At 38.7% G+C, this 18,787-nt stretch carries 15 protein-coding genes; 1 reads left to right on the top strand and 14 read right to left on the bottom strand.

The window, feature by feature from the left end; translation table 11 throughout:
* Positions 1-68: 68 nt before the first annotated feature.
* From FFU37_RS04675 to FFU37_RS04635, 9 genes are all read right to left on the bottom strand, one after another.
* Positions 69-1,487 carry a sigma-54 interaction domain-containing protein gene (locus tag FFU37_RS04675; RefSeq protein WP_138488825.1) on the bottom strand — a complete coding sequence of 473 codons (1,419 nt, stop codon included), beginning with the start codon at positions 1,485-1,487 and terminating at the stop codon, positions 69-71.
* Between the two features lie 93 nt (positions 1,488-1,580).
* Entirely contained in the window at positions 1,581-2,885 is a 1,305-nt protein-coding gene (locus FFU37_RS04670; RefSeq protein ID WP_138488824.1) for an ABC1 kinase family protein, read from the bottom strand.
* 68 nt (positions 2,886-2,953) lie between these two features.
* Complete coding sequence (locus tag FFU37_RS04665; RefSeq protein ID WP_002960677.1) at positions 2,954-3,508, bottom strand: YceB family lipoprotein; 555 nt, start codon at positions 3,506-3,508, stop codon at positions 2,954-2,956.
* Between the two features lie 95 nt (positions 3,509-3,603).
* On the bottom strand, positions 3,604-6,285 hold the full coding sequence (locus FFU37_RS04660) for a DUF349 domain-containing protein (RefSeq protein WP_138488823.1): 2,682 nt from the start codon (positions 6,283-6,285) through the stop codon (positions 3,604-3,606).
* On the bottom strand, positions 6,275-6,556 hold the full coding sequence (locus tag FFU37_RS04655; RefSeq protein WP_007378333.1) for a YeaC family protein: 282 nt from the start codon (positions 6,554-6,556) through the stop codon (positions 6,275-6,277). Before FFU37_RS04655 ends, FFU37_RS04660 begins: the two co-directional genes overlap by 11 nt.
* 1 nt (position 6,557) lies before the next feature.
* Complete coding sequence (locus tag FFU37_RS04650) at positions 6,558-6,884, bottom strand: hypothetical protein (RefSeq protein WP_024605018.1); 327 nt, start codon at positions 6,882-6,884, stop codon at positions 6,558-6,560.
* A gap of 139 nt (positions 6,885-7,023) precedes the next feature.
* Complete coding sequence (locus FFU37_RS04645; RefSeq protein WP_039486316.1) at positions 7,024-8,526, bottom strand: alanine/glycine:cation symporter family protein; 1,503 nt, start codon at positions 8,524-8,526, stop codon at positions 7,024-7,026.
* Positions 8,527-8,903: 377 nt separating this feature from the next.
* Complete coding sequence (locus FFU37_RS04640) at positions 8,904-10,031, bottom strand: M14 family metallopeptidase (RefSeq protein WP_138488822.1); 1,128 nt, start codon at positions 10,029-10,031, stop codon at positions 8,904-8,906.
* Between the two features lie 183 nt (positions 10,032-10,214).
* Positions 10,215-11,657, bottom strand: a complete 1,443-nt coding sequence (locus tag FFU37_RS04635) for a glyceraldehyde-3-phosphate dehydrogenase (protein ID WP_138488821.1) — start codon at positions 11,655-11,657, stop codon at positions 10,215-10,217.
* Between the two features lie 174 nt (positions 11,658-11,831).
* On the opposite strand from FFU37_RS04635, the gene FFU37_RS04630 reads away from it, so the two are divergent.
* Positions 11,832-12,632, top strand: coding sequence for a DUF2989 domain-containing protein (locus FFU37_RS04630; protein WP_024596170.1), 801 nt, complete (start codon positions 11,832-11,834; stop codon positions 12,630-12,632).
* A gap of 239 nt (positions 12,633-12,871) precedes the next feature.
* Here FFU37_RS04630 and ihfA read toward each other — a convergent pair whose 3' ends face one another.
* The 5 genes from ihfA to FFU37_RS04605 all read right to left on the bottom strand — a co-directional run bounded on the left by ihfA (position 12,872) and on the right by FFU37_RS04605 (position 18,667).
* On the bottom strand, positions 12,872-13,171 hold the full coding sequence (gene ihfA / locus FFU37_RS04625; RefSeq protein WP_002960690.1) for an integration host factor subunit alpha: 300 nt from the start codon (positions 13,169-13,171) through the stop codon (positions 12,872-12,874).
* 2 nt (positions 13,172-13,173) lie between these two features.
* A complete protein-coding gene (gene pheT, locus FFU37_RS04620) occupies positions 13,174-15,561 on the bottom strand; it encodes a phenylalanine--tRNA ligase subunit beta (protein ID WP_138488820.1) in 2,388 nt (795 codons plus the stop codon).
* 15 nt (positions 15,562-15,576) lie between these two features.
* The gene (gene pheS / locus FFU37_RS04615; protein ID WP_039486289.1) at positions 15,577-16,557 is read right to left on the bottom strand and encodes a phenylalanine--tRNA ligase subunit alpha; all 981 of its coding nucleotides are present in this window, start codon (positions 16,555-16,557) and stop codon (positions 15,577-15,579) included.
* Between the two features lie 344 nt (positions 16,558-16,901).
* A complete protein-coding gene (gene hda, locus FFU37_RS04610; protein WP_002960693.1) occupies positions 16,902-17,612 on the bottom strand; it encodes a DnaA regulatory inactivator Hda in 711 nt (236 codons plus the stop codon).
* On the bottom strand, positions 17,612-18,667 hold the full coding sequence (locus FFU37_RS04605; RefSeq protein WP_024596168.1) for a DUF2066 domain-containing protein: 1,056 nt from the start codon (positions 18,665-18,667) through the stop codon (positions 17,612-17,614). Before FFU37_RS04605 ends, hda begins: the two co-directional genes overlap by 1 nt.
* Positions 18,668-18,787 lie beyond the last annotated feature (120 nt).

Genomic DNA, 18,787 nt, shown 5'->3' with positions numbered 1-18,787 from the left:
TGATATTAAAGAAATTATTTTAAAAAACAAAAAGCAACCTCGCGATATAAAGCGAACTTCGCGATATATCACGAATTTTTAGCAATTCCTAACTTTCGCATTTTTGAGCGTAGTGTACTCTCAGGTAAGCCCAATTTAACTGCCGCTCCTTTATCACCGGATATTTGCCAGTCCGATAACACAAGAACAGAGGTTATATGCTGCTTTTGCGCTTCATCGAGCGTAAGTGAAGGATTAATAACGACTTCACCACCCGCTTGCAAAGGCTGACTTAGCTGAAGTACAGCTTGATTAGATAAAATAGCTTCGCGTTCAAGTACATTTTGCAGCTCTCTAATATTGCCTGGCCAATCGTAAGCCTGCAGCTGCGTAATTGCTTTTTTACTTAGCCCTTTTAAATTTTTCCCGAGCCGTTTATTTAGTTGCGCAATTAAATTAGCGCATAAATAAGGAATATCTTCTTTTCGATCTTTAAGGGCGGGTACTTTTATAGGAAATACATTGAGCCGATAATACAAATCAATTCTAAACGTGCCTTTTTGTACCATTTCCCACAAGTCGCGATTAGTCGCTGCAATTACTCTAATGTTTACTTTTAGCGTGTTGCTGCCACCCACACGTTCAAACTCTTGTTCTTGCAGGACTCTCAGTAATTTACTTTGCGCCTCAAGTGGAAGCTCTGCTATCTCATCTAAAAACAAGGTGCCTTTATCAGCAAGTTCAAAGCGCCCTTTACGACGTTCATTGGCACCTGTAAACGCGCCCTTTTCATGGCCAAACAATTCCGACTCTAGCAAGCTCGGGGTAAATGCAGCGCAATTTACTTTTATAAAGGCTTGTTCGCTACGTTTGCTTAGCCTATACAAGTTACGGGCTACCAACTCTTTACCTGTGCCATTTTCGCCAAGTATAAGCACTGTGCTGTCGGTTTCACTTACCAGTTTTATTTGATCTAACATAGTTTGAAATATATGGCTTTGTCCAACTAGCCCTGAGTCTTGCCAATCTTCGTTGAGCTCTGCAATTAAGTAGTTGTTTTCATCTTTTAGCTGCTCACTTAAGTGCTTTACTTGAGTAAGTGCCTCTTGCAGTGCATTTTGTGTTTGCTGTTGCAGTGATATATCGCGAAATACCGCTACAGCACCAATTAACTTATCATTTTTATAAACAGGTGTTGAAGTGTATTCCACTGCAAATGAGCTACCGTCTTTACGCCAAAAAACTTCATTTTTAACTTCACGACGTTTTCCATCAAACATGGTGCAGTAAATTTGGCATTCATCTGCGGGATAAGGTGTGCCATCAGCATGAGTATGGTGATGATATTGGTGTATTTTTTTACCTAATAGTTCCTCAGCGCACCAACCTGTCATGCGCTCAGCGGCAGGATTAACAAACACCGCATTACCCGATAGGTCAAAACCGTATATGCCCTCACCTACTGCGTTTAGCAATAATTTAGGATCGTTTAAAAATTGTTTTATCATAAATACACCTCGCGAAATATCGCGAGCATTATGGCAATTTTATACGCTAAGTGCACTCATTACTTAAAGTGCACTTACGCGTAAGTTAAAAAGCTATAAATAGTGCTTAAATAACGTTTTTACATCTATTTTTGCACCTAGCCTTGCGGCTATTAAATAAAGTCCTGCAAGTTTTCGGTGGATAAATAGCGCATCAACCGGCGGTGTATGCCATTGTTGAGATTGCGCACTAAGGGCAAGCCCTGCATTTTTAATTTTGAGCGCGAGTTCGCTATTTTTAAAATCAAATTCCCCTTCTGCTCTTAGCGGCTCGCACGCCATTAAAAATAAATCAATGACGTTGTTTTTATACTCATCAACTAAGTCATTTTTAAAATAACCTATGTGTGATGCCGCTTTAAGTACACCTTCTCGGTTGTTTTCGCTACCCACTTTAAATAAGGCTAAGTACGCTAAGCTAAGCTCGGTTGATATTTCTCGCGTTGCACCAAAATCAAATAAAACAATTTTTTGGGTCTCAAGCTGATAATGAAAGTTGGCAAAATTAGGGTCGGTTTGAATCAATTTAAATTCAAACATTTCTTTGAAAAACAAATCAATAAGTTGCTTTGCAACAAAGCTTTTTTGACTATCTGGTAGCTCTGTAATGCTCTCAATAGGTTCTGCTTTTATATATTCCATAGTTAGCACTTGTTGTGTGCTGTGCTCTGGATATACTTTGGGTACTTTAAAGTGGGGATTAGTTGCTAATGCATTTTTATAACGTATTAAGTACTGAGCCTCACGTTTATAATCAGCCTCAGCTAATAACTGTGCCTTAGCCTCACCAATAAGTGGTTTAATATTAAGATCTTTTGGCAATAATCGAGAAATCGTTAATAAAGAAATAACGTTATCGACATCACTTACTACACTTTTAGCAATACCAGGGTATTGAATTTTAACAGCAAGCTGCTCGCCATTTTCTTTATAAGCCAAATGAACTTGCCCTATAGAAGCCGCTGCAAAAGGTCTTAGCTCAATGTGAGAAAAACGCGCTAGCCACTCATCCCCCCATTGCTCTTTTAACACTTCAACAAGCTGCTTATGAGGCATTGGGTTCGCGTCTGAGCGAAGTAAAGCAAGTAATTGAGCTAATTCAGGACTGAGTAAGTCACCGGCATCCATTGAAAGTAATTGCCCGAGCTTCATTGCTGCACCACGTAAATGTGATAGCTGTGTGGCTAGTTTTTCAATATTTTTAGGTTGTAGTAGTAAGCTTTTATTGTCCCAACCTTTACCAGTTAGCGCGCTCTTAGCACCATCAACTAACATGTTGGTAGCAACACCTGTGGCAAGTGAGCCTAATTTTGCAAAACGGGAAAGCCGAGAAGTGGGAACAGTACGAGGAGCCGCCATAATATTAAAACCTAATTAGCCTGAAAGTCAGGCTAATCAATACGTATATTGTAAGTAGGTAGATCTACTTATAGACGAGGTACTAGCTTAATTGCGCCTTCAACCACCTTCATATCAAGTGGAAGTTTACTAAGTAGCATCATTTTAGGGTCATCCATGTTTAATGTATAAACTGGGTTAACCGCTAAAAAAGCATTAATAACATCCATTGCTTGGCTATCAAGCGCACCTAAATTACCTTTAAAACCACCGGCATCTACACTCGAATCAAGTAATTTAATATTACGTAAAAACACTGCTTTTTTCTCACTGTCGTAAAATGGGCTACCTTCAATTTGCAGCTTTAAACGCACAGGGTATTTAAGTGCGAATGCATTAATTTCAGCGCTAGAATCGGCACCAAGCACAACAACATCGCGGTTATCAGGTCCAATATTGACACTTAAGTCGTTTACATCAAACTGAACGGGTAAACCCATTAAGCTTACTTTTTCACTTAACTTTGGTAATTGCTTACCCAGTACAGATTCAACCTCAGAGTTGGTAAATGAATATACTGATATGCCTTGCGTGGTATTACAGGCAGTTAAAAATAACGCTGCAATAATAACTAAAATTCTCATGAGAACCCTTTTGTTTATGAATTAGTGATACATAAAAAAGCCGCTATTAAAGCGGCTTAGTAAAATAGTAACCAGCACATATGATGCTGGTTTTATTAAGCTGCAAGTGTCGCTTTAAGTCGCGTTAGTGTGTCAGGTTCAACTGAACCGTCACTGAGCGCTAATAACTGTTTTAAATAATAGTTTAAATCAGCATGATCGCCACGATGTTTGTCATCTAGCATGGCTACTTGTTCTGCCATTCTAAGTGACTTATCGGTTGAACTTACGTTCGCTAGTATTTCCATGCGAGTAATAAGTTGCTCTTTACTTAATGCTGTTTTAAGCGGTGCTTGATACTGACTTGGTAACGTTTCATTGTTTTCAAGTGCAGTAATTAATGCATCTAAATTAGCTTGCTCAGATTTGCTTGTAAGCAATGCAAGCTTATCTTCAATAGCAGCTAGTAGCTTAGTAACCTTTGGCGCTAACGATCTAAATTGCGTGTACCCTTTCACTTTTGTTTCGAGGTCGTGCAACTGCGCTCTTTGATTAACATCACTAAGTGCTGCTTCAAGCTCAGCAAGTTCTGCAACTGCTTGCTTATCTGACTCGTTTTGCTCGAGTTTTTGCTGCTCAAACTCACTACTACGCTTGGTAAATGTTTCATCGTTATACTGACGAAACTTTTGCCATAACGCATTTTCAGCTTTTAAACCAGCAAAGCCAATGGTTTGCCATTGCTGCTGCATTTGCTTCAACTCTTGGCACGCAGCGGCTAAATCATCGCTTTGTGATAATTGCTGCGCTTTTTCTACTAACTCATTTTTAAGTGCTGCATTACTTTTATGAAATGCGTTTAATAAAGCCAGTACTTGTTGTTGCTCATTTTTATAACGATCGTTTAGTGTACGGTATGTTTTAGGGTCAACTTTACCCACACTACGCCACGCTTTATTTAAACGATTGTATTGGCTTTCATATTGTTTCCAATCAAAGTCATCCTCAGCAGTTGGCTGTAAATGGAGCGCATGCATGTCGTTAATAATATTTTCACGTTGTGCTTTTGATGCTTCGCGTTGCACTTCTTGCTCTGCGAAGTAACTACGGCAAGGCGCAAATAACAACTCGATTTGTTCATCAAACTGCACGCCTTGTTGCTTTTCTTCATCTGTATCTAAACGACCTAACTCATTCCAGCGTTTACGTAGCGCTTTTACTTGCTCTGCGCGTTGTTGTGGGTCTGTACACTCTTCGCTTACTAATGCACTTACTTCTTCTAATAAAGCTTTACGCTTTGGTGCTGCAGCGTATTTTTGCCAATCTTTCGCATCTGCAAGTTGCGCTTCAAGGTCTGCTTTTATATTCACAAGTGGCTGCTGATATTGCTCAGTAAGTGTATTAAATAACTCTTCAAAGCCTTTAAACACGCCAAAAGCAACATTAAAACGACCTTCTTCAATTAGGCGCTTAACATCACGAGCTTTGCGCTTTGCTTGGCTTTGGTTTTTTTCAAGTGGCTTAACTAGCTCATTCATTGGTGCTAAAAATTGCTTTTTATGCCCATTTAACTGTGTTTTAAAGGTACTTTGCAGTGCGCCATCTAAAATATTCAAATGATTACGCGCTGCTTTAAAGCCATTATTAAATTCAGTTAGAGTTGCATCGTATTGTGCTAAATCTTCTGCTGGCTTAATTTCGCATAATGCTGCAAAAGCGAGTTTGTACTCTTTAATAGCCGTTGTTAGCTCAGGTAACTTAGCAACTTGAGTAAATAGTTTTTCTAACTTGCTTACAGCGAGTTTTGATTGTGCATTATTAGCAAGTTCTGTTTCGCTAATAGCTTGCTTAGCTTGCGCTACTTTTGCATCAAGCCAATCTTGTTGAATTTGCTCTGGAGTTTCAAGACCAAGCTGTAAGGCATTTTCAATTTCTTCACCCAAAGCTTCAAGTGTTGCAAGTGCTAATAATTGACGCTGTTGTTGCGCTAATTGCTGCTGCTCTTTGTCATGTACCGCTTTTAGCTGTTCAATGTGTGCATCTAACTTAGTAGTAATAGAAATGTATTTTTCATCAAGCAGCTTAACACGCTCATCACTTAACCATTTAAGCTCAAGTGCTTGCCACTGGGCCATTAATTCGCCGGCTTGTGAATTTACAACACCAAAATCTGTTTTTTCACGTAAAGCATTTAACTTAGCTAAAATAACACGTGTTGCACTTTCAACCTGAAGTGGCATTTCAATTGCTAAACGCTCATTTTCAATATGCGTTTCAAGTGCTGCTTTTGCATCACCTTTTGCATGTTTTACTAATGGCTTAATTAATTGATGGGTAATAACAAGTTCAACTAACTGAGTTTGTAGCTCTTCGCTACCTTCTTTAAATGCTTTTTCTACTAATTTTGGATTTGCTAAACGTTTTAATAATTTAACGCGTACTTGCAGTTCTTTTTCTGCAAATGCTAACTTTTCGAGTGTTTTAACAGGTGCAAAACGCTCTATGTATTCACTTTTGATTTGCGCTGTTAGTGTACTTTCGCTATTTAAAACAGCATTAGATATTTGCAGCTCTGCTATATCTTTTAATGCTTGATCTTGTTTGTACGCTTTCCACCATAGCGGCAAATTGTTTACCTTTTGCAGCGCTTTACGGCGAATTTCAGCTGAGCTATCTTCAAGTGCTAACGTGTTTAATATGGTTGCATCACGTTCAATGTCTAATTTTTCGATAGCATCAAGACGTACTTGTTGCTTTGGGTGTTTCCACTTAGGTGTAAAAAGGTGCTTAAAGATCATGTTCACTAAACCTAGCTATTTCGTTGTCTGATTTGAATTCTTTTTGTAGTTGAGCTTTTGTCTTTTGGATCATTTCACCATTAGCACCAATCGTAAATTGCTCGTTTGATTGAGCCACCTTTGCTTGATACAACATAACCAACTGCACTGTTTGTTGCTTTTGTTCATCTGATAAAACGGTACCGTCTGGCCACTTGCCAGTAGAAGCACCGTATTGTAAGCGTTCGAATAATTCGGGAGTAATATTTTGTACAAGATTGTCGATGTTCATGTCATTTTTTCTTTTTTAGAGTCACTAAAATAATACGATTTACAAGGTACCAAATACAGCCTATGCCTATCGCGGCAGTGTAAGCATACCACTGAAGTGTTTCTTCTTGCGGTTGTAAAAAGTACAAGCAGAAAAAACCACCTAAAAATAAGATAAGCGCCAAAAAGGAGTGATTTATAAACATCTGCTTTTTTTTAATTCGCTGTTCGCGCTGAAGTTGTAAAACTTGCTCGTCGTTTAGCTCTGCAATGTTGCTTTCGCAATGCGGACATTGCTTATGTTTATCTGAAATTGATTTTGCACATTTTGGGCAACGAATAATCGCCATACTTCTCTCCATACTACGCATAAAAAAAGCGCCTTTCGGCGCCTTTATTGTACTTGTTTTATTTCTCGTTGTCTTTTTTGAATTCAAACCAACAACTGATTTAGGGGCTATAATTTTCTAAGTTGCCCACTAAGTTTAATTACTCAGCGTCTTTTGACTGTTTCTCTAGACGCTTTTCCCAAAACGAGGCATTTTTAATCCCTAATTTAACTGGATCAAATGTGATTTTTCCGCCTTTTTTCTTCTGATCCTCATAATCGCTCAAACATAACAAAGCTGGCTTAGCTACAAAGAAAATAGCTAAAATACCCAATATGTTAATCCAAGCCATTAAGCCAACGCCAATATCTCCAATAGTCCAGATATAACCTGAATTATTAACCATACCGTATGCAACCATGAACATAATCACAAATTTCACAAGGACAAGCGGGATATTGCCTTTAAAGTAACGATTTAAGTAAGCAATATTTGTCTCTGCAATGAAGTAATAAGCAAGTATTGTGGTAAAGGCAAAGAAGAATAATGCAATACCGACAAATGCTTGTCCAAAGCTGCCAAATACACTAAATAAAGCCATTTGAGTAAAGGCTGCTGAGCCTACTTCAGTGGCTGCATCGACATTTTGTACAATAAACTGTCCTGCTGGTAAATCACCTACAACATTATATTGCTGCGTTATTAAAATCATTAATGCTGTTGCAGTACATACAAAAATGGTATCAACATAAACCGAAAAAGCTTGTACTAAACCCTGTTGAGCTGGGTGATCAACCTCTGCAGCGGCTGCAGCATGCGGCCCACTACCTTGGCCAGCTTCATTAGAATATATACCACGCTTTACCCCCCAACCAATAGCAGCACCAAAACCTGCTTGCGCAGTAAATGCATCACTAATAATTAAATAGAATATATCAGCTACTTTATCTAAATTTAAAAATACTACGATTAATGCCAGTACTATGTAACCAAGCGCCATAAATGGCACTACTACTTGCGTAAAGTTTGCAATACGCTTTATACCGCCAAAAATAATAAACGCTAAAACAATAAGGATGATTGCTAAAGCGACTAACTTAAAGCTACCTACGTCACCAAAGCTAGTAGTAACCATGTTGCCATTGCCAAACACTTGGGTAAACGCATTACCTACTGCATTTGCTTGCACGCCAGGTAGAAAAACACCACAGGCAATAATCGCCGAAACAGCAAATAAAACAGCTAGCCACTTTTGCCCTAAACAACGGTCAAAATAGTACGCTGGGCCACCACGGTATTGCCCATCTTCTTCTGTTTTATAAATTTGGCCTAAAGTAGACTCTGCGTATGCAGTACTTGCACCTAAAAATGCAACAACCCACATCCAAAAAATTGCGCCTGGTCCACCAAAGCCGATAGCGGCAGCAACACCAGCAATATTACCAACGCCTACTCGTCCAGATAACGATACTGCAAGGGCTTGAAAAGATGAGATACCTTTATCAGACGTGTTAGGACTAAATAATAACTTACACATTTCTTTAAAATGTCTAACTTGAGCAAATCGAGTTAATACTGAATAAAACAAGCCTGCGCCTAGGCATAAATAGATGAGTGCATCACTCCAAACAACATCATTAACAGCACTTACAAAAGCTTCCATGGATATCCTCTATAGTTATATTTATTATTTTTAATTACGAGACTCTGCTTTAGCTACTACGCTACATAAGCTTTACGAAATAAGGTTTTACCTCTCCCGTCCCGACTCATGATTTAATTAATCTTAACTTAAGTAACCTAACTTTGTTAACACTTAATTTTCAAAATATATAATTACACACTTGGCGAAAGGCACTACATCTGTAGTATTTAAATGAAAGTAGATTGATTTGTACCGATACGGTGATGATACGCAGCGAAGAAGCGTTGAAAACGTTTTAAGAATAAAGCTGCTATATGATTATTTTTTTTATACAAAGGGTTTTATTAAAAGCAAAAAGGGTATCAAAACTATTGATACCCTTTTAGATAAGCGTTTTATCTTAAATCATCAACAACATTAACAATAGCCGCTAATGTATCTTGACCAAATTGATACGAACGACGATCTGACCAGCCATAATCTGGATCAGGTAAATCGTTGTTGTCTTTAAATGGCATTTCAATTGTGTACGTTAATGCTTTGAATTCTTCAGCCGTAGCTGATGAACCTACCGTAAGATTAGCTTGACCTGGCTCATCTTTTGGATAGCCATGCTCATCTTGAAATTCTGGTGTAATAGTTAAAAGCGCAGCTTTAAAGCTATCTTCTAAGCCTTTTAAGCGTTCATTGTAACTTGGAATACCTTCACTGCCTGCCACAAAGTTATATGGGATAGCTTCATCGCCGTGTATGTCTAGGTGCATATCTAAGCCAGCTTCGCGCATTTTATTAAGCACTAAGTAAACCTCAGGGCTATTTTCCATGCTTGGTGTTTGCCATTCACGGTTTAAGTTAACACCTTTAGCGTTAGTACGAAGGTGTCCACGTGCGCTGCCGTCTGGATTCATATTAGGCACAACGTAAAATACTGCTTTTGATAAGAGCGCTGCGGCATGTGGGTCTTCGTCATCAAGAAGTTTGTGCAGTAGACCTTCAACATACCACTGCGCCATTGTTTCACCTGGATGTTGACGTGCTGTGATCCAAATGGTTTTCTTGTCTTCACTTGGCTCACCAATTTTAAGCACACTCATATCACGGCCATCGAGTGTTTCACCAAGCGTTATTAATTGGCAAGCGCCTTGGCTTTGTGCCCAAGATAATAAATCTAAATGGCGGTCGTAACTGTATGGTGCAAAGTAAGCAAAATATACGCTGCCGCACTCTGGTTCAATTTCAAAGCTTAATGTGCCATTTTCATAGCTTGATGGTACACGAAACCATGTTTGGCGGTCATATGATGCAACGGCTTGATACCCTTCCCAACCATCTGGGTAAGCTGATTTATCAAGCTCATTAATATTTAACTTATGCAATTGGTAAGGTGTTGTTTCAAGGCGAAAGTGAAACCACTGATAAAATTCAGACTGGTGATCTTTATTAATTTCTAATTGAATATTTAAAGGATCGGTGGCTTCAATAACTTTGATATTACCACTGTCGAAATTGCTGCTGATTTTCATGAAAAAACCTTTAGGTTGAATAAGTTTATCTGCTTATTAATTCACAGAACTGACATTATTTTATAAATAGTAAAACGAATGTGCATTTTCTTAATTAAAGCCTATCACAAGGCATACGCTTTAAAAATAATACACGACCAAAAAAGCCAGCAACATGCTGGCTTTTAAGTCACTGCAAATAAATTAGCGAGGTAAGCTTGGGAATGACACTTCGGCCATATCGCGCATACAACGTACTACTTGGCAGCTGTAACCAAACTCATTGTCGTACCATACATATAAAACAATACGGTTATCTTCAACAATTGTTGCTTGTGAATCAACAACACCTGCGTAACGGCTACCTACTAAATCGGTAGATACAATTTCCGTTGATGCAGTGTAATCAATTTGATCACGTAAGTCTGAATGAAGTGCTGTATCGCGTAAAAATGCGTTTAGCTCTTCAACTGATGTGCTTGTTGCTAAGTTAAGATTTAAAATAGCTAGCGACACATTAGGTGTAGGTACGCGGATTGCGTTACCTGTTAACTTGCCTTCAAGCTCTGGTAATGCTTTTGAAACCGCTTTTGCAGCACCTGTTTCAGTAATTACCATATTAAGTGCTGCGGCACGGCCACGGCGCTCTGCTTTGTGGTAGTTATCAATAAGGTTTTGATCGTTCGTGTACGAGTGTACAGTTTCAACATGGCCATTATTGATACCAAACTTATCGTTTAGTGCTTTAAGCGTTGGTGTAATTGCATTGGTTGTACAGCTTGCTGCACAAACAATTTTATCTTCAGGTAAAATATCTTTGTTATTAACACCATATACGATGTTTTTGATATTGCCTTTTGCAGGAGCTGTTAATAATACTTTTGCAGCGCCCTTACACTCTAGATGCTGGCCAAGGCCCGCTTCGTCTTTCCAAATACCTGTGTTATCAGCAATTAATGCATTGTCGATACCGTATTGAGTGTAATCAATTTCGCTAGGAGAGTTAGCGTAAATAACTTGAATGTAGCTACCGTTAGCTTTAATTGCATTGCGTTCTTTATCAATCGTGATTGAGCCATTGAATGGACCGTGAATTGAATCACGACGCAGTAAGCTTGCACGCTTTTCAAGATCCCCATCTTTACCACCACGCACAACAATAGCGCGCAAACGTAAATCTGAATATGGACCTGATTTTTCAATTAATAAACGCGCTAATAAACGACCGATACGACCAAAACCATACAATACTACATCGCGTGGCTCTTTCGCTGGTGAGTCTGTTATTTCTGCAAGTTCATCTTTTACAAACTCTTCTACTGAACGACCTTTTGCGGCTTCAGTGAACAAATAACTATATGCAAGCTTACCAATATCAATACGTGCTGAGTTTAATTCCATTTTGCTGATAGCTTCTAAAAATGGGAAGCTTTCGCGCAAACGTAATTTAGTGCCTTCAAACTGAGCAACGGTTTTGTGAGATTTGATAATATCGATAGTACTGGCATTTACGAGAGGACGGCCATATACAGCGATTTCGATACCACGATTACGGTAAAGCTTACCAATAATTGGTTGCATGCTTTCTGCGTAATCTTGGCGCTCTTGCCAACTATTTGTGTATTCTAACTCGTGAGATGAGGTCATTTTATTTACCTAAGTTTATCATTTTGAACGGATAGCCTTTAAAAATGCACTATATTTTGAGAGTAATGCACTTCAGGCAGGGCTATTCTAATTTAAACTGAAGTTATTCTCTACTGTTAGGCGTTAAATGATTGCGTTAGAATAACAAAGTAAATATTCATTTGGGGTTAAGGAATGCTTAAAAAAGCAAGTGTACTATTGGGTTTGCTAACATTGGCAGGGTGTGAAGAGCCGTTAACACTCGCACAAGTGTGCAAAGAAACACCTGGCTTTTGTAGCGACTTAAACAAAGACAGTCACTGCAAGGATGAGCGTTCTGATGTAATTATCAAACGCTACATAGAATACAAAGACCCTACTGATGAAAATAAATACCAATTACTCAAGGACTTTGAATCTTATAACCAATGCATAACTTTGGCCGCTAAAATTGAACATATTAAGTTAAAAGCTAAAAAAACGTCACGTATTGATGGTCAATTAACGAGTATTAAAGAAATGACTCGGTTATATCAAGATACCCAAAATACAAACCATCCAGGTTTGCTCTACTACCAATGGTCACGAAATAACAACCAAAGTGCGTTGACTAAATTATTGGCTATAGAAAATGATAAAAGTGTAACGCAAAGTGCCGAAATGCAATTTTTTTTAGCATCGTACTATATTAAATTTGATGATGAAAAAACCATTGATTTACTTTATAAAACTCTAGAGCTCAATAAAAAAGACAACATACCGAATCCGGAAGTGTATACATCACTTATTAGTCTTTTTTATAAACATGATAAGTTTAAGCACGCATATATATTTTCTAAAGTAGCGCAAATGTCGGGGATTGAAAATATTGATGTATTTGAAATTGAGCAGAAATTAGTCGCAAATGGTAAAAGCTTAGATAGCCTAGATGTACTTGCAGAGCAAACATTTCAGCAAATAATGGCAGGTGATTTTGTATCTCCTCGAGAGTTTTAATTTATAATCGCAAAAATAACCTAATACCAATCTGCTTATGTATGGGGTCTATTTAACGTTAAGAAAATTACGCTAGAACTAGGCAAAAATTTTTGTATCTAGTTGTTCTAAATAAAAATATTTTAACGACGTTATAGTGCTATTTAATTCGTTAAATTGATCAAAGATTCATGCAGGTTGGTATAATTTAATAACTAGGTTATTCAGGCAAATAAAAAGGCAGCTTACGCTGCCTTTTTTTATTTTGCTTTGCTTGTGCCCACTTCTACGCGGGTTTTAAGCTTTTGACCTGGTCGAAAAGTCACCACGCGACGTGCCGAAATAGGAATATCTTCGCCTGTTTTCGGGTTGCGGCCTGGTCTTTCTTTTTTGTCTCGAAGATCAAAGTTACCAAATCCAGAGAGCTTAACCTGCTCGCCTTTTTCTAGCGCTGAGCGGATTTCTTCAAAAAACGCTTCAACTAAATCTTTGGCATCTTTTTTATTGATCCCGAGCTTTTCAAATAGGTGTTCAGCTATGTCGGCTTTAGTAAGCGCCATATCTAGTCCCTCAACGATGCATTAAACTGTTCGGCCAATTCGGCCACCACGTTATCAACTACTAGATTGATATCTTTCTCTTCGAGTGTTCTATCAACCGCTTGCAGTGTTAGAGCAATCGCCAAACTCTTATAATTTGGCTCAATACCTTTGCCCTTATACACATCGAATAAGTTTAGGTCAACCAATTGATTTCCGCCAACTTTTTCGATCACGCTTAAAATGTCGCCAGATTTAACGCTGTCTGCCACTAAAATCGCGATGTCGCGGCGATTTGAAGGGAATTTAGACACCCCTTCTGCTTGCGGTAAATTTCTTTTTTCTATTGCTGACATTTCAATTTCAAAAACAAAAGTTGCGTTGTTGATATCTAACGACTTTTGAGCTTGAGGATGTAAAGCACCAAAAAAACCAACCTTTTTACCATCAACATATATTACTGCTGATTGACCAGGGTGAAGTCCATCTGACTGCTCGGCTTTAATTTCAAAGCGAGTAATGTCATTGGTAATTGCAAGTAAGGCTTCAACATCACCTTTTAAATCGTAAAAATCAACATTACGTTTTTCTTCAACCCAATGCTCGCCATTTACAAGGCCTGTTATAACACCGCCAATAACCGGCACTTGGTAAACACCGTTTTCTGCACTTTCGTCGCTTATAAATTTAAGACCATGTTCGAATAAACGAATACGAGGCTGTTGGCGATTTTGGTTATAAGCTACAGACGCTAATAAACCGGGCATTAAACTTACACGCATTGCTGACATTTCAATTGAAATAGGATGCGGTAATACCATTGCTTTACACTCTGGGTGTAAAATAGCTTGTGCTTTAGGGTCTACAAAGCTGTATGTAATTGCTTCTTGGTAACCACGAGTCACTAACGTATTGCGGAACTTGCTAAGCGCAATAGTTGCTTCGTTATGTGTCGTCATTTTAAGTTTTGCAGTTGGTGCAACATTTGGAATGCTGTTGTAACCGTAAACACGTGCTACTTCTTCAATTAAATCTTCTTCGATGCGAATATCAAAACGGTAGCTTGGTACGTCCGCACTCCAGCTTTCATTTTCTACTTTAACATCAAGACCTAAACGCGTAAGAATATCTGTTACTTTAGCATCTTCAATATGATGACCAATAACACGGTCTAAACGTGCACGACGAAGACGTACTTCAGTCACTTTTGGTAGTTTATCAGCCGCAACAGCTTCAACTACAGGGCCTGCTTGACCACCTACAATCTCGAGAAGAAGTGCTGTTGCACGTTCCATTGCATCGTGTTGTAGAGCAAAATCAACACCGCGTTCATAACGGTGTGAAGCATCAGTGTGCAAACCGTAGCTACGTGCTTGCCCTGCGATTGCAACAGGATTAAAAAATGCGCTTTCAAGTAATATATCAGATGTTTTATCTGTAACACCTGATTGCTCACCACCAAAAATACCTGCAATTGCAAGTGCTTTATTATGATCGGCTATCACAAGTGTTGTGTCGTTTAATTTAGCGGTATTACCGTCTAATAAAACAAGTTCTTCGCCTGCGTTTGCACTACGAACTTTAATACCACCTTCAATCGCATTTAAATCAAACGCGTGCATTGGGTGACCAAGTTCAAGTAATACATAGTTAGTAACATCAACTACTGGGTCGATTGAACGTACGCCACTACGACGTAATTTTTCAACCATCCAAAGTGGTGTTTCAGCATCAAGGTTAATGCCTTTTATCACACGGCCAAGGTAACGAGGACATGCATCTTCATTAACTAGCTCAATTGATACTTTGTCATCAATTGTTGGCGTAACCGCTGGGATATCTAATACATTTACGTCAATGCTATTTAAAACACCTACTTCACGAGCAAGGCCTTTAATGCCTAAACAATCACCACGATTTGGTGTTAAGTCAACATCAATAATATTGTCATCAAGACCTAGATAGTCACGTAAATCAGTGCCTACTGGTGCATCGATTGGCAATTCCATAATGCCGTCGCCTTCTTCGCTAATACCTAGCTCAACAAAAGCACATAGCATTCCGTTTGAAGGTTGGCCGCGTAGTTTGGCTTTTTTAATTTTAAAGTCACCAGGAAGTACAGCGCCCACAGTTGCAACAGCAACTTTAATACCTAAACGACAATTTGGTGCACCACACACGATATCAAGTAGCTCATCACCACCTACGTTAATTTTGGTAACACGAAGTTTATCTGCATCAGGGTGTTGTCCACATTCAACAACTTCACCAACAACTACGCCATTAAATTTGGCAGCAGCAGGCTCAACACCATCAACTTCTAGACCAGCCATTGAAAGCTGTTCCGAAAGAGCTTGCGTATCAATAGCAGGATTAACCCACTCTCTTAACCACTTTTCACTAAATTTCATTTTATTGTTTCACTCTTAACGGAACTGGTTCAGGAATTTTAAGTCATTTTCGAAAAATGCACGCAAATCGTTTACGCCATAGCGCAACATTGTTAAACGCTCTACACCCATGCCAAAGGCAAAGCCGGTGTATTTTTCTGGGTCAATACCCACAGACTTAAGTACATTTGGATGTACCATGCCGCAGCCTAGTACTTCTAACCACTTACCGTCTTTACCCATAACATCTACTTCAGCTGAAGGTTCTGTAAACGGGAAGAATGAAGGACGGAAACGAATTTCCATATCTTCTTCAAAGAAGTTACGTAAAAAATCATGCAAAATACCTTTTAACTCAGTAAAGCTAACATCGGTATCAACCATTAAACCTTCAACCTGGTGGAACATAGGTGTATGTGTTTGGTCGTAATCGTTACGGTATACACGTCCAGGTGAAATAATGCGCAGTGGTGGCTGCTCAGTTTCCATAGTACGAATTTGCACGCCACTGGTTTGTGTGCGTAGTACTAATTTAGGATTGAAATAAAAGGTATCGTGATCAGCACGTGCTGGATGATGCTCTGGAATATTTAGCGCATCAAAGTTATGAAAATCGTCTTCGATTTCTGGACCAGATTTAACTTCAAAACCTAACTCACCAAAAAAGCTTTCTATACGCTCAATAGTGCGCGTAACTGGGTGTAAACCGCCGGTAGGCATAACACGTCCTGGCAGAGTTACATCTATAGTTTCAGCAGCTAGCTTTTCTTCAAGTGCTTTACTTGCAAGCAATTCACGTTTTTCGTTAATAGCAACTTGCACATCTTGTTTAGCTTGGTTGATAACTTGGCCTGCTTCTTTACGTTCTTCAGGTGCTATTTTACCTAACGTTTTAAGTAAGCTAGTGATTTCGCCTTTTTTACCAAGGTAATTAACCCTGATATCTTCTAACTGCGCTATTTCACTGGCACTGGCTACCGCCTCAAGTGCTTGCGCTAATATGTTTTCTAAGTTCATTCGATACCTGATCTTTCACAGAAGGTGATTGCTTAAGAGCGTGTTGGCCTTTCAAGATTGCTTTACAACAGTGTGGTTGGCTATTAAATAAGGTTAAGCATTGGGCTGTAGTTTCTACATAAGTCATGCAATAACGCTAAATAAAGACCAAACACGTGTTGTTCGAAGTGTTTATCTTGAAGGCTACTCTCTTTGTTGTTCGGGTTTTGCATATAAAAACTATGCTAATGTCCTCACGACGCGATTAAAGCCCACTTAAGTTAAACAAATTCCAATCAGGAAAGGTAAACACGCTCTGATAATAGCTTATGATAACTGAAAGCAGGGTCTAGATTCTAGACCTACTACAGCTTTAACGTTGATTTTATAAAAGGAATAGTTAATTTTCGCTGTGCAGCCATAGATGCATGATCTAATTTGTCGAGTACATCTAATAAAGCTCGCATATCACGGCTTAAACGGGTTAATAAAAAGCGTGCACACTCATCACTTAATTCAAGGCCGCGCATGTGAGCGCGCTTAACAAGTGCTTGTGCTTTATCGTCATCACTCATAGAACGAATTTGAAAGGTTGTTCCCCACGTTAGACGAGACTCTAAGTCAGGCAGAGATATATTGAGCATGCTAGGAAGTAAATCAGCAGTTACTACTAACATTTTACCGGGTTCGTTAAACCGGTTAAAAAAGTTAAATAGTGCTTTTTCCCACGCATCATTCCCTGCAACTAAATGCACGTCATCAATACATAGAACATCAAGCGCTTCTAAACCGTCTAATACCATAGGTCCAAAGTCAATTACTTCGCGCATAGACAGCAGCATATTAGATAAGCCACGCTCTTGTGCTTTTATGCAGGTTGCATATAAAAGGTGAGACTTGCCCGAATCACCTAAACCACATAGGTATGTATACTGAAACGTTTTTGCTAATTTGGAAAAGCTATCTTTTAGGTGATTAACCTCCAAAGAGTCTTCTCCCCCAAAATATGATGCAAAGGTTTCGTCATCCGGTAAAGTAACCGGTAGTGCCATTTGCATCGGCTCAGACATTAGCATTATGGTGTTACCCATTGATACTCTAAGCTATTTTTATCAACAACATGATAAAATGCGCGTGGATCCTCATAATCTTTAAATGAAGAGTCTAGCCCTAACCCTTTTTTAAGATCACTCAAGTTACCAGTATGGTTTAGTTTAAATTCAACAAATTCCGGTGTTTTACGAACAATTTTGACTTGCGTAACAACACTTAGGCTCAATAATCTTCGTTTCGCTAATTCTATATCAACAAAACTTTGTGTACCCTTTAGCGTGAGCGTAGCAGTTGCTTGTTCATAATAAGCATTTGGATCAATTGCATACTCGCTTGCAAGGCCTCGTGCTAAGGTGTCAATCATCTGGCTAACTATTTGCTGTTTATCACCGGTTAATCGATTTGAATCAAATTGATCATCATTAGTAAAACGCCAGTCTAAAATCCAATTTTCGCTATCTGCTTCTTTATACATTCTTGCTGTAATACTTCGCTCAGCGCTGTAGCGTCTAGAGGCCTCTTCTACTGGTTCTGAAAAGTTACCCCACACCTCAGGAATACCTACTAGACGTCGATCTTGTAAATCAAGTAATGGAACAACGACAGGTAAACCACGACGCCCTGCTTTGTCATAAATTAACTGCTCTAACTGCGGGTAACTTTCTTGTGTTACCAATTCTCTGCGCCAATTGTCTTCAATACCTAACCATATTGCGACTAATGGACGTTGTACTCCCCATAAAGGTAAGTTTAACTCTTTGATTAGCGCGTTGATCTTTCGAGCTTCAAATTTAACAACGAGTTTCAATTGTCCATTTGCTCTCTCGTCATATTCAAACTTAAGCATATAATCAGAAATATCTTTAGTCCGTTGCTGCGCTAATTTATTTTGATCCGCAGTTTCATCACCGCTTACTTTCACTAAAACATTAAGCAAAGCTTTACGACTCGCAGCTAATCGAGTATCTCGTGTTTTGTCATCCACTTTTAAAATATCTTGATATAGATCAGTTACTTCAACTGCCGACACAGAAAAACAAAATAAAATGGATATGGCGCTAATTAATAATCTATACACAGGCTGTTAGTTCTTGGTTTTAAACTGATTTGATCCTAAATCAAAGACAGTAACAAAGCAAAATTAAATTTGTTATCTAAGGAAATGAGAGTAATTAGCTTTTATATAAAATAAAAAAGA

The sequence above is a fragment of the Pseudoalteromonas distincta genome, from assembly GCF_005877035.1.
In the GTDB taxonomy this organism is placed as follows: domain Bacteria; phylum Pseudomonadota; class Gammaproteobacteria; order Enterobacterales; family Alteromonadaceae; genus Pseudoalteromonas; species Pseudoalteromonas distincta.
Note: the sequence above shows the minus strand (reverse complement) of the source record. Positions and strands in the feature narration are given on the sequence as shown.

Bases quoted from the DNA above. Each gene is read 5' to 3' on its own strand.
- FFU37_RS04675 (WP_138488825.1), bottom strand. From the start codon at position 1,487: ATGATAAAACAATTTTTAAACGATCCTAAATTATTGCTAAACGCAGTA.
- FFU37_RS04670 (WP_138488824.1), bottom strand. From the start codon at position 2,885: ATGGCGGCTCCTCGTACTGTTCCCACTTCTCGGCTTTCCCGTTTTGCA.
- FFU37_RS04665 (WP_002960677.1), bottom strand. From the start codon at position 3,508: ATGAGAATTTTAGTTATTATTGCAGCGTTATTTTTAACTGCCTGTAAT.
- FFU37_RS04660 (WP_138488823.1), bottom strand. From the start codon at position 6,285: ATGATCTTTAAGCACCTTTTTACACCTAAGTGGAAACACCCAAAGCAA.
- FFU37_RS04655 (WP_007378333.1), bottom strand. From the start codon at position 6,556: ATGAACATCGACAATCTTGTACAAAATATTACTCCCGAATTATTCGAA.
- FFU37_RS04650 (WP_024605018.1), bottom strand. From the start codon at position 6,884: ATGGCGATTATTCGTTGCCCAAAATGTGCAAAATCAATTTCAGATAAA.
- FFU37_RS04645 (WP_039486316.1), bottom strand. From the start codon at position 8,526: ATGGAAGCTTTTGTAAGTGCTGTTAATGATGTTGTTTGGAGTGATGCA.
- FFU37_RS04640 (WP_138488822.1), bottom strand. From the start codon at position 10,031: ATGAAAATCAGCAGCAATTTCGACAGTGGTAATATCAAAGTTATTGAA.
- FFU37_RS04635 (WP_138488821.1), bottom strand. From the start codon at position 11,657: ATGACCTCATCTCACGAGTTAGAATACACAAATAGTTGGCAAGAGCGC.
- FFU37_RS04630 (WP_024596170.1), top strand. From the start codon at position 11,832: ATGCTTAAAAAAGCAAGTGTACTATTGGGTTTGCTAACATTGGCAGGG.
- ihfA (WP_002960690.1), bottom strand. From the start codon at position 13,171: ATGGCGCTTACTAAAGCCGACATAGCTGAACACCTATTTGAAAAGCTC.
- pheT (WP_138488820.1), bottom strand. From the start codon at position 15,561: ATGAAATTTAGTGAAAAGTGGTTAAGAGAGTGGGTTAATCCTGCTATT.
- pheS (WP_039486289.1), bottom strand. From the start codon at position 16,557: ATGAACTTAGAAAACATATTAGCGCAAGCACTTGAGGCGGTAGCCAGT.
- hda (WP_002960693.1), bottom strand. From the start codon at position 17,612: ATGCTAATGTCTGAGCCGATGCAAATGGCACTACCGGTTACTTTACCG.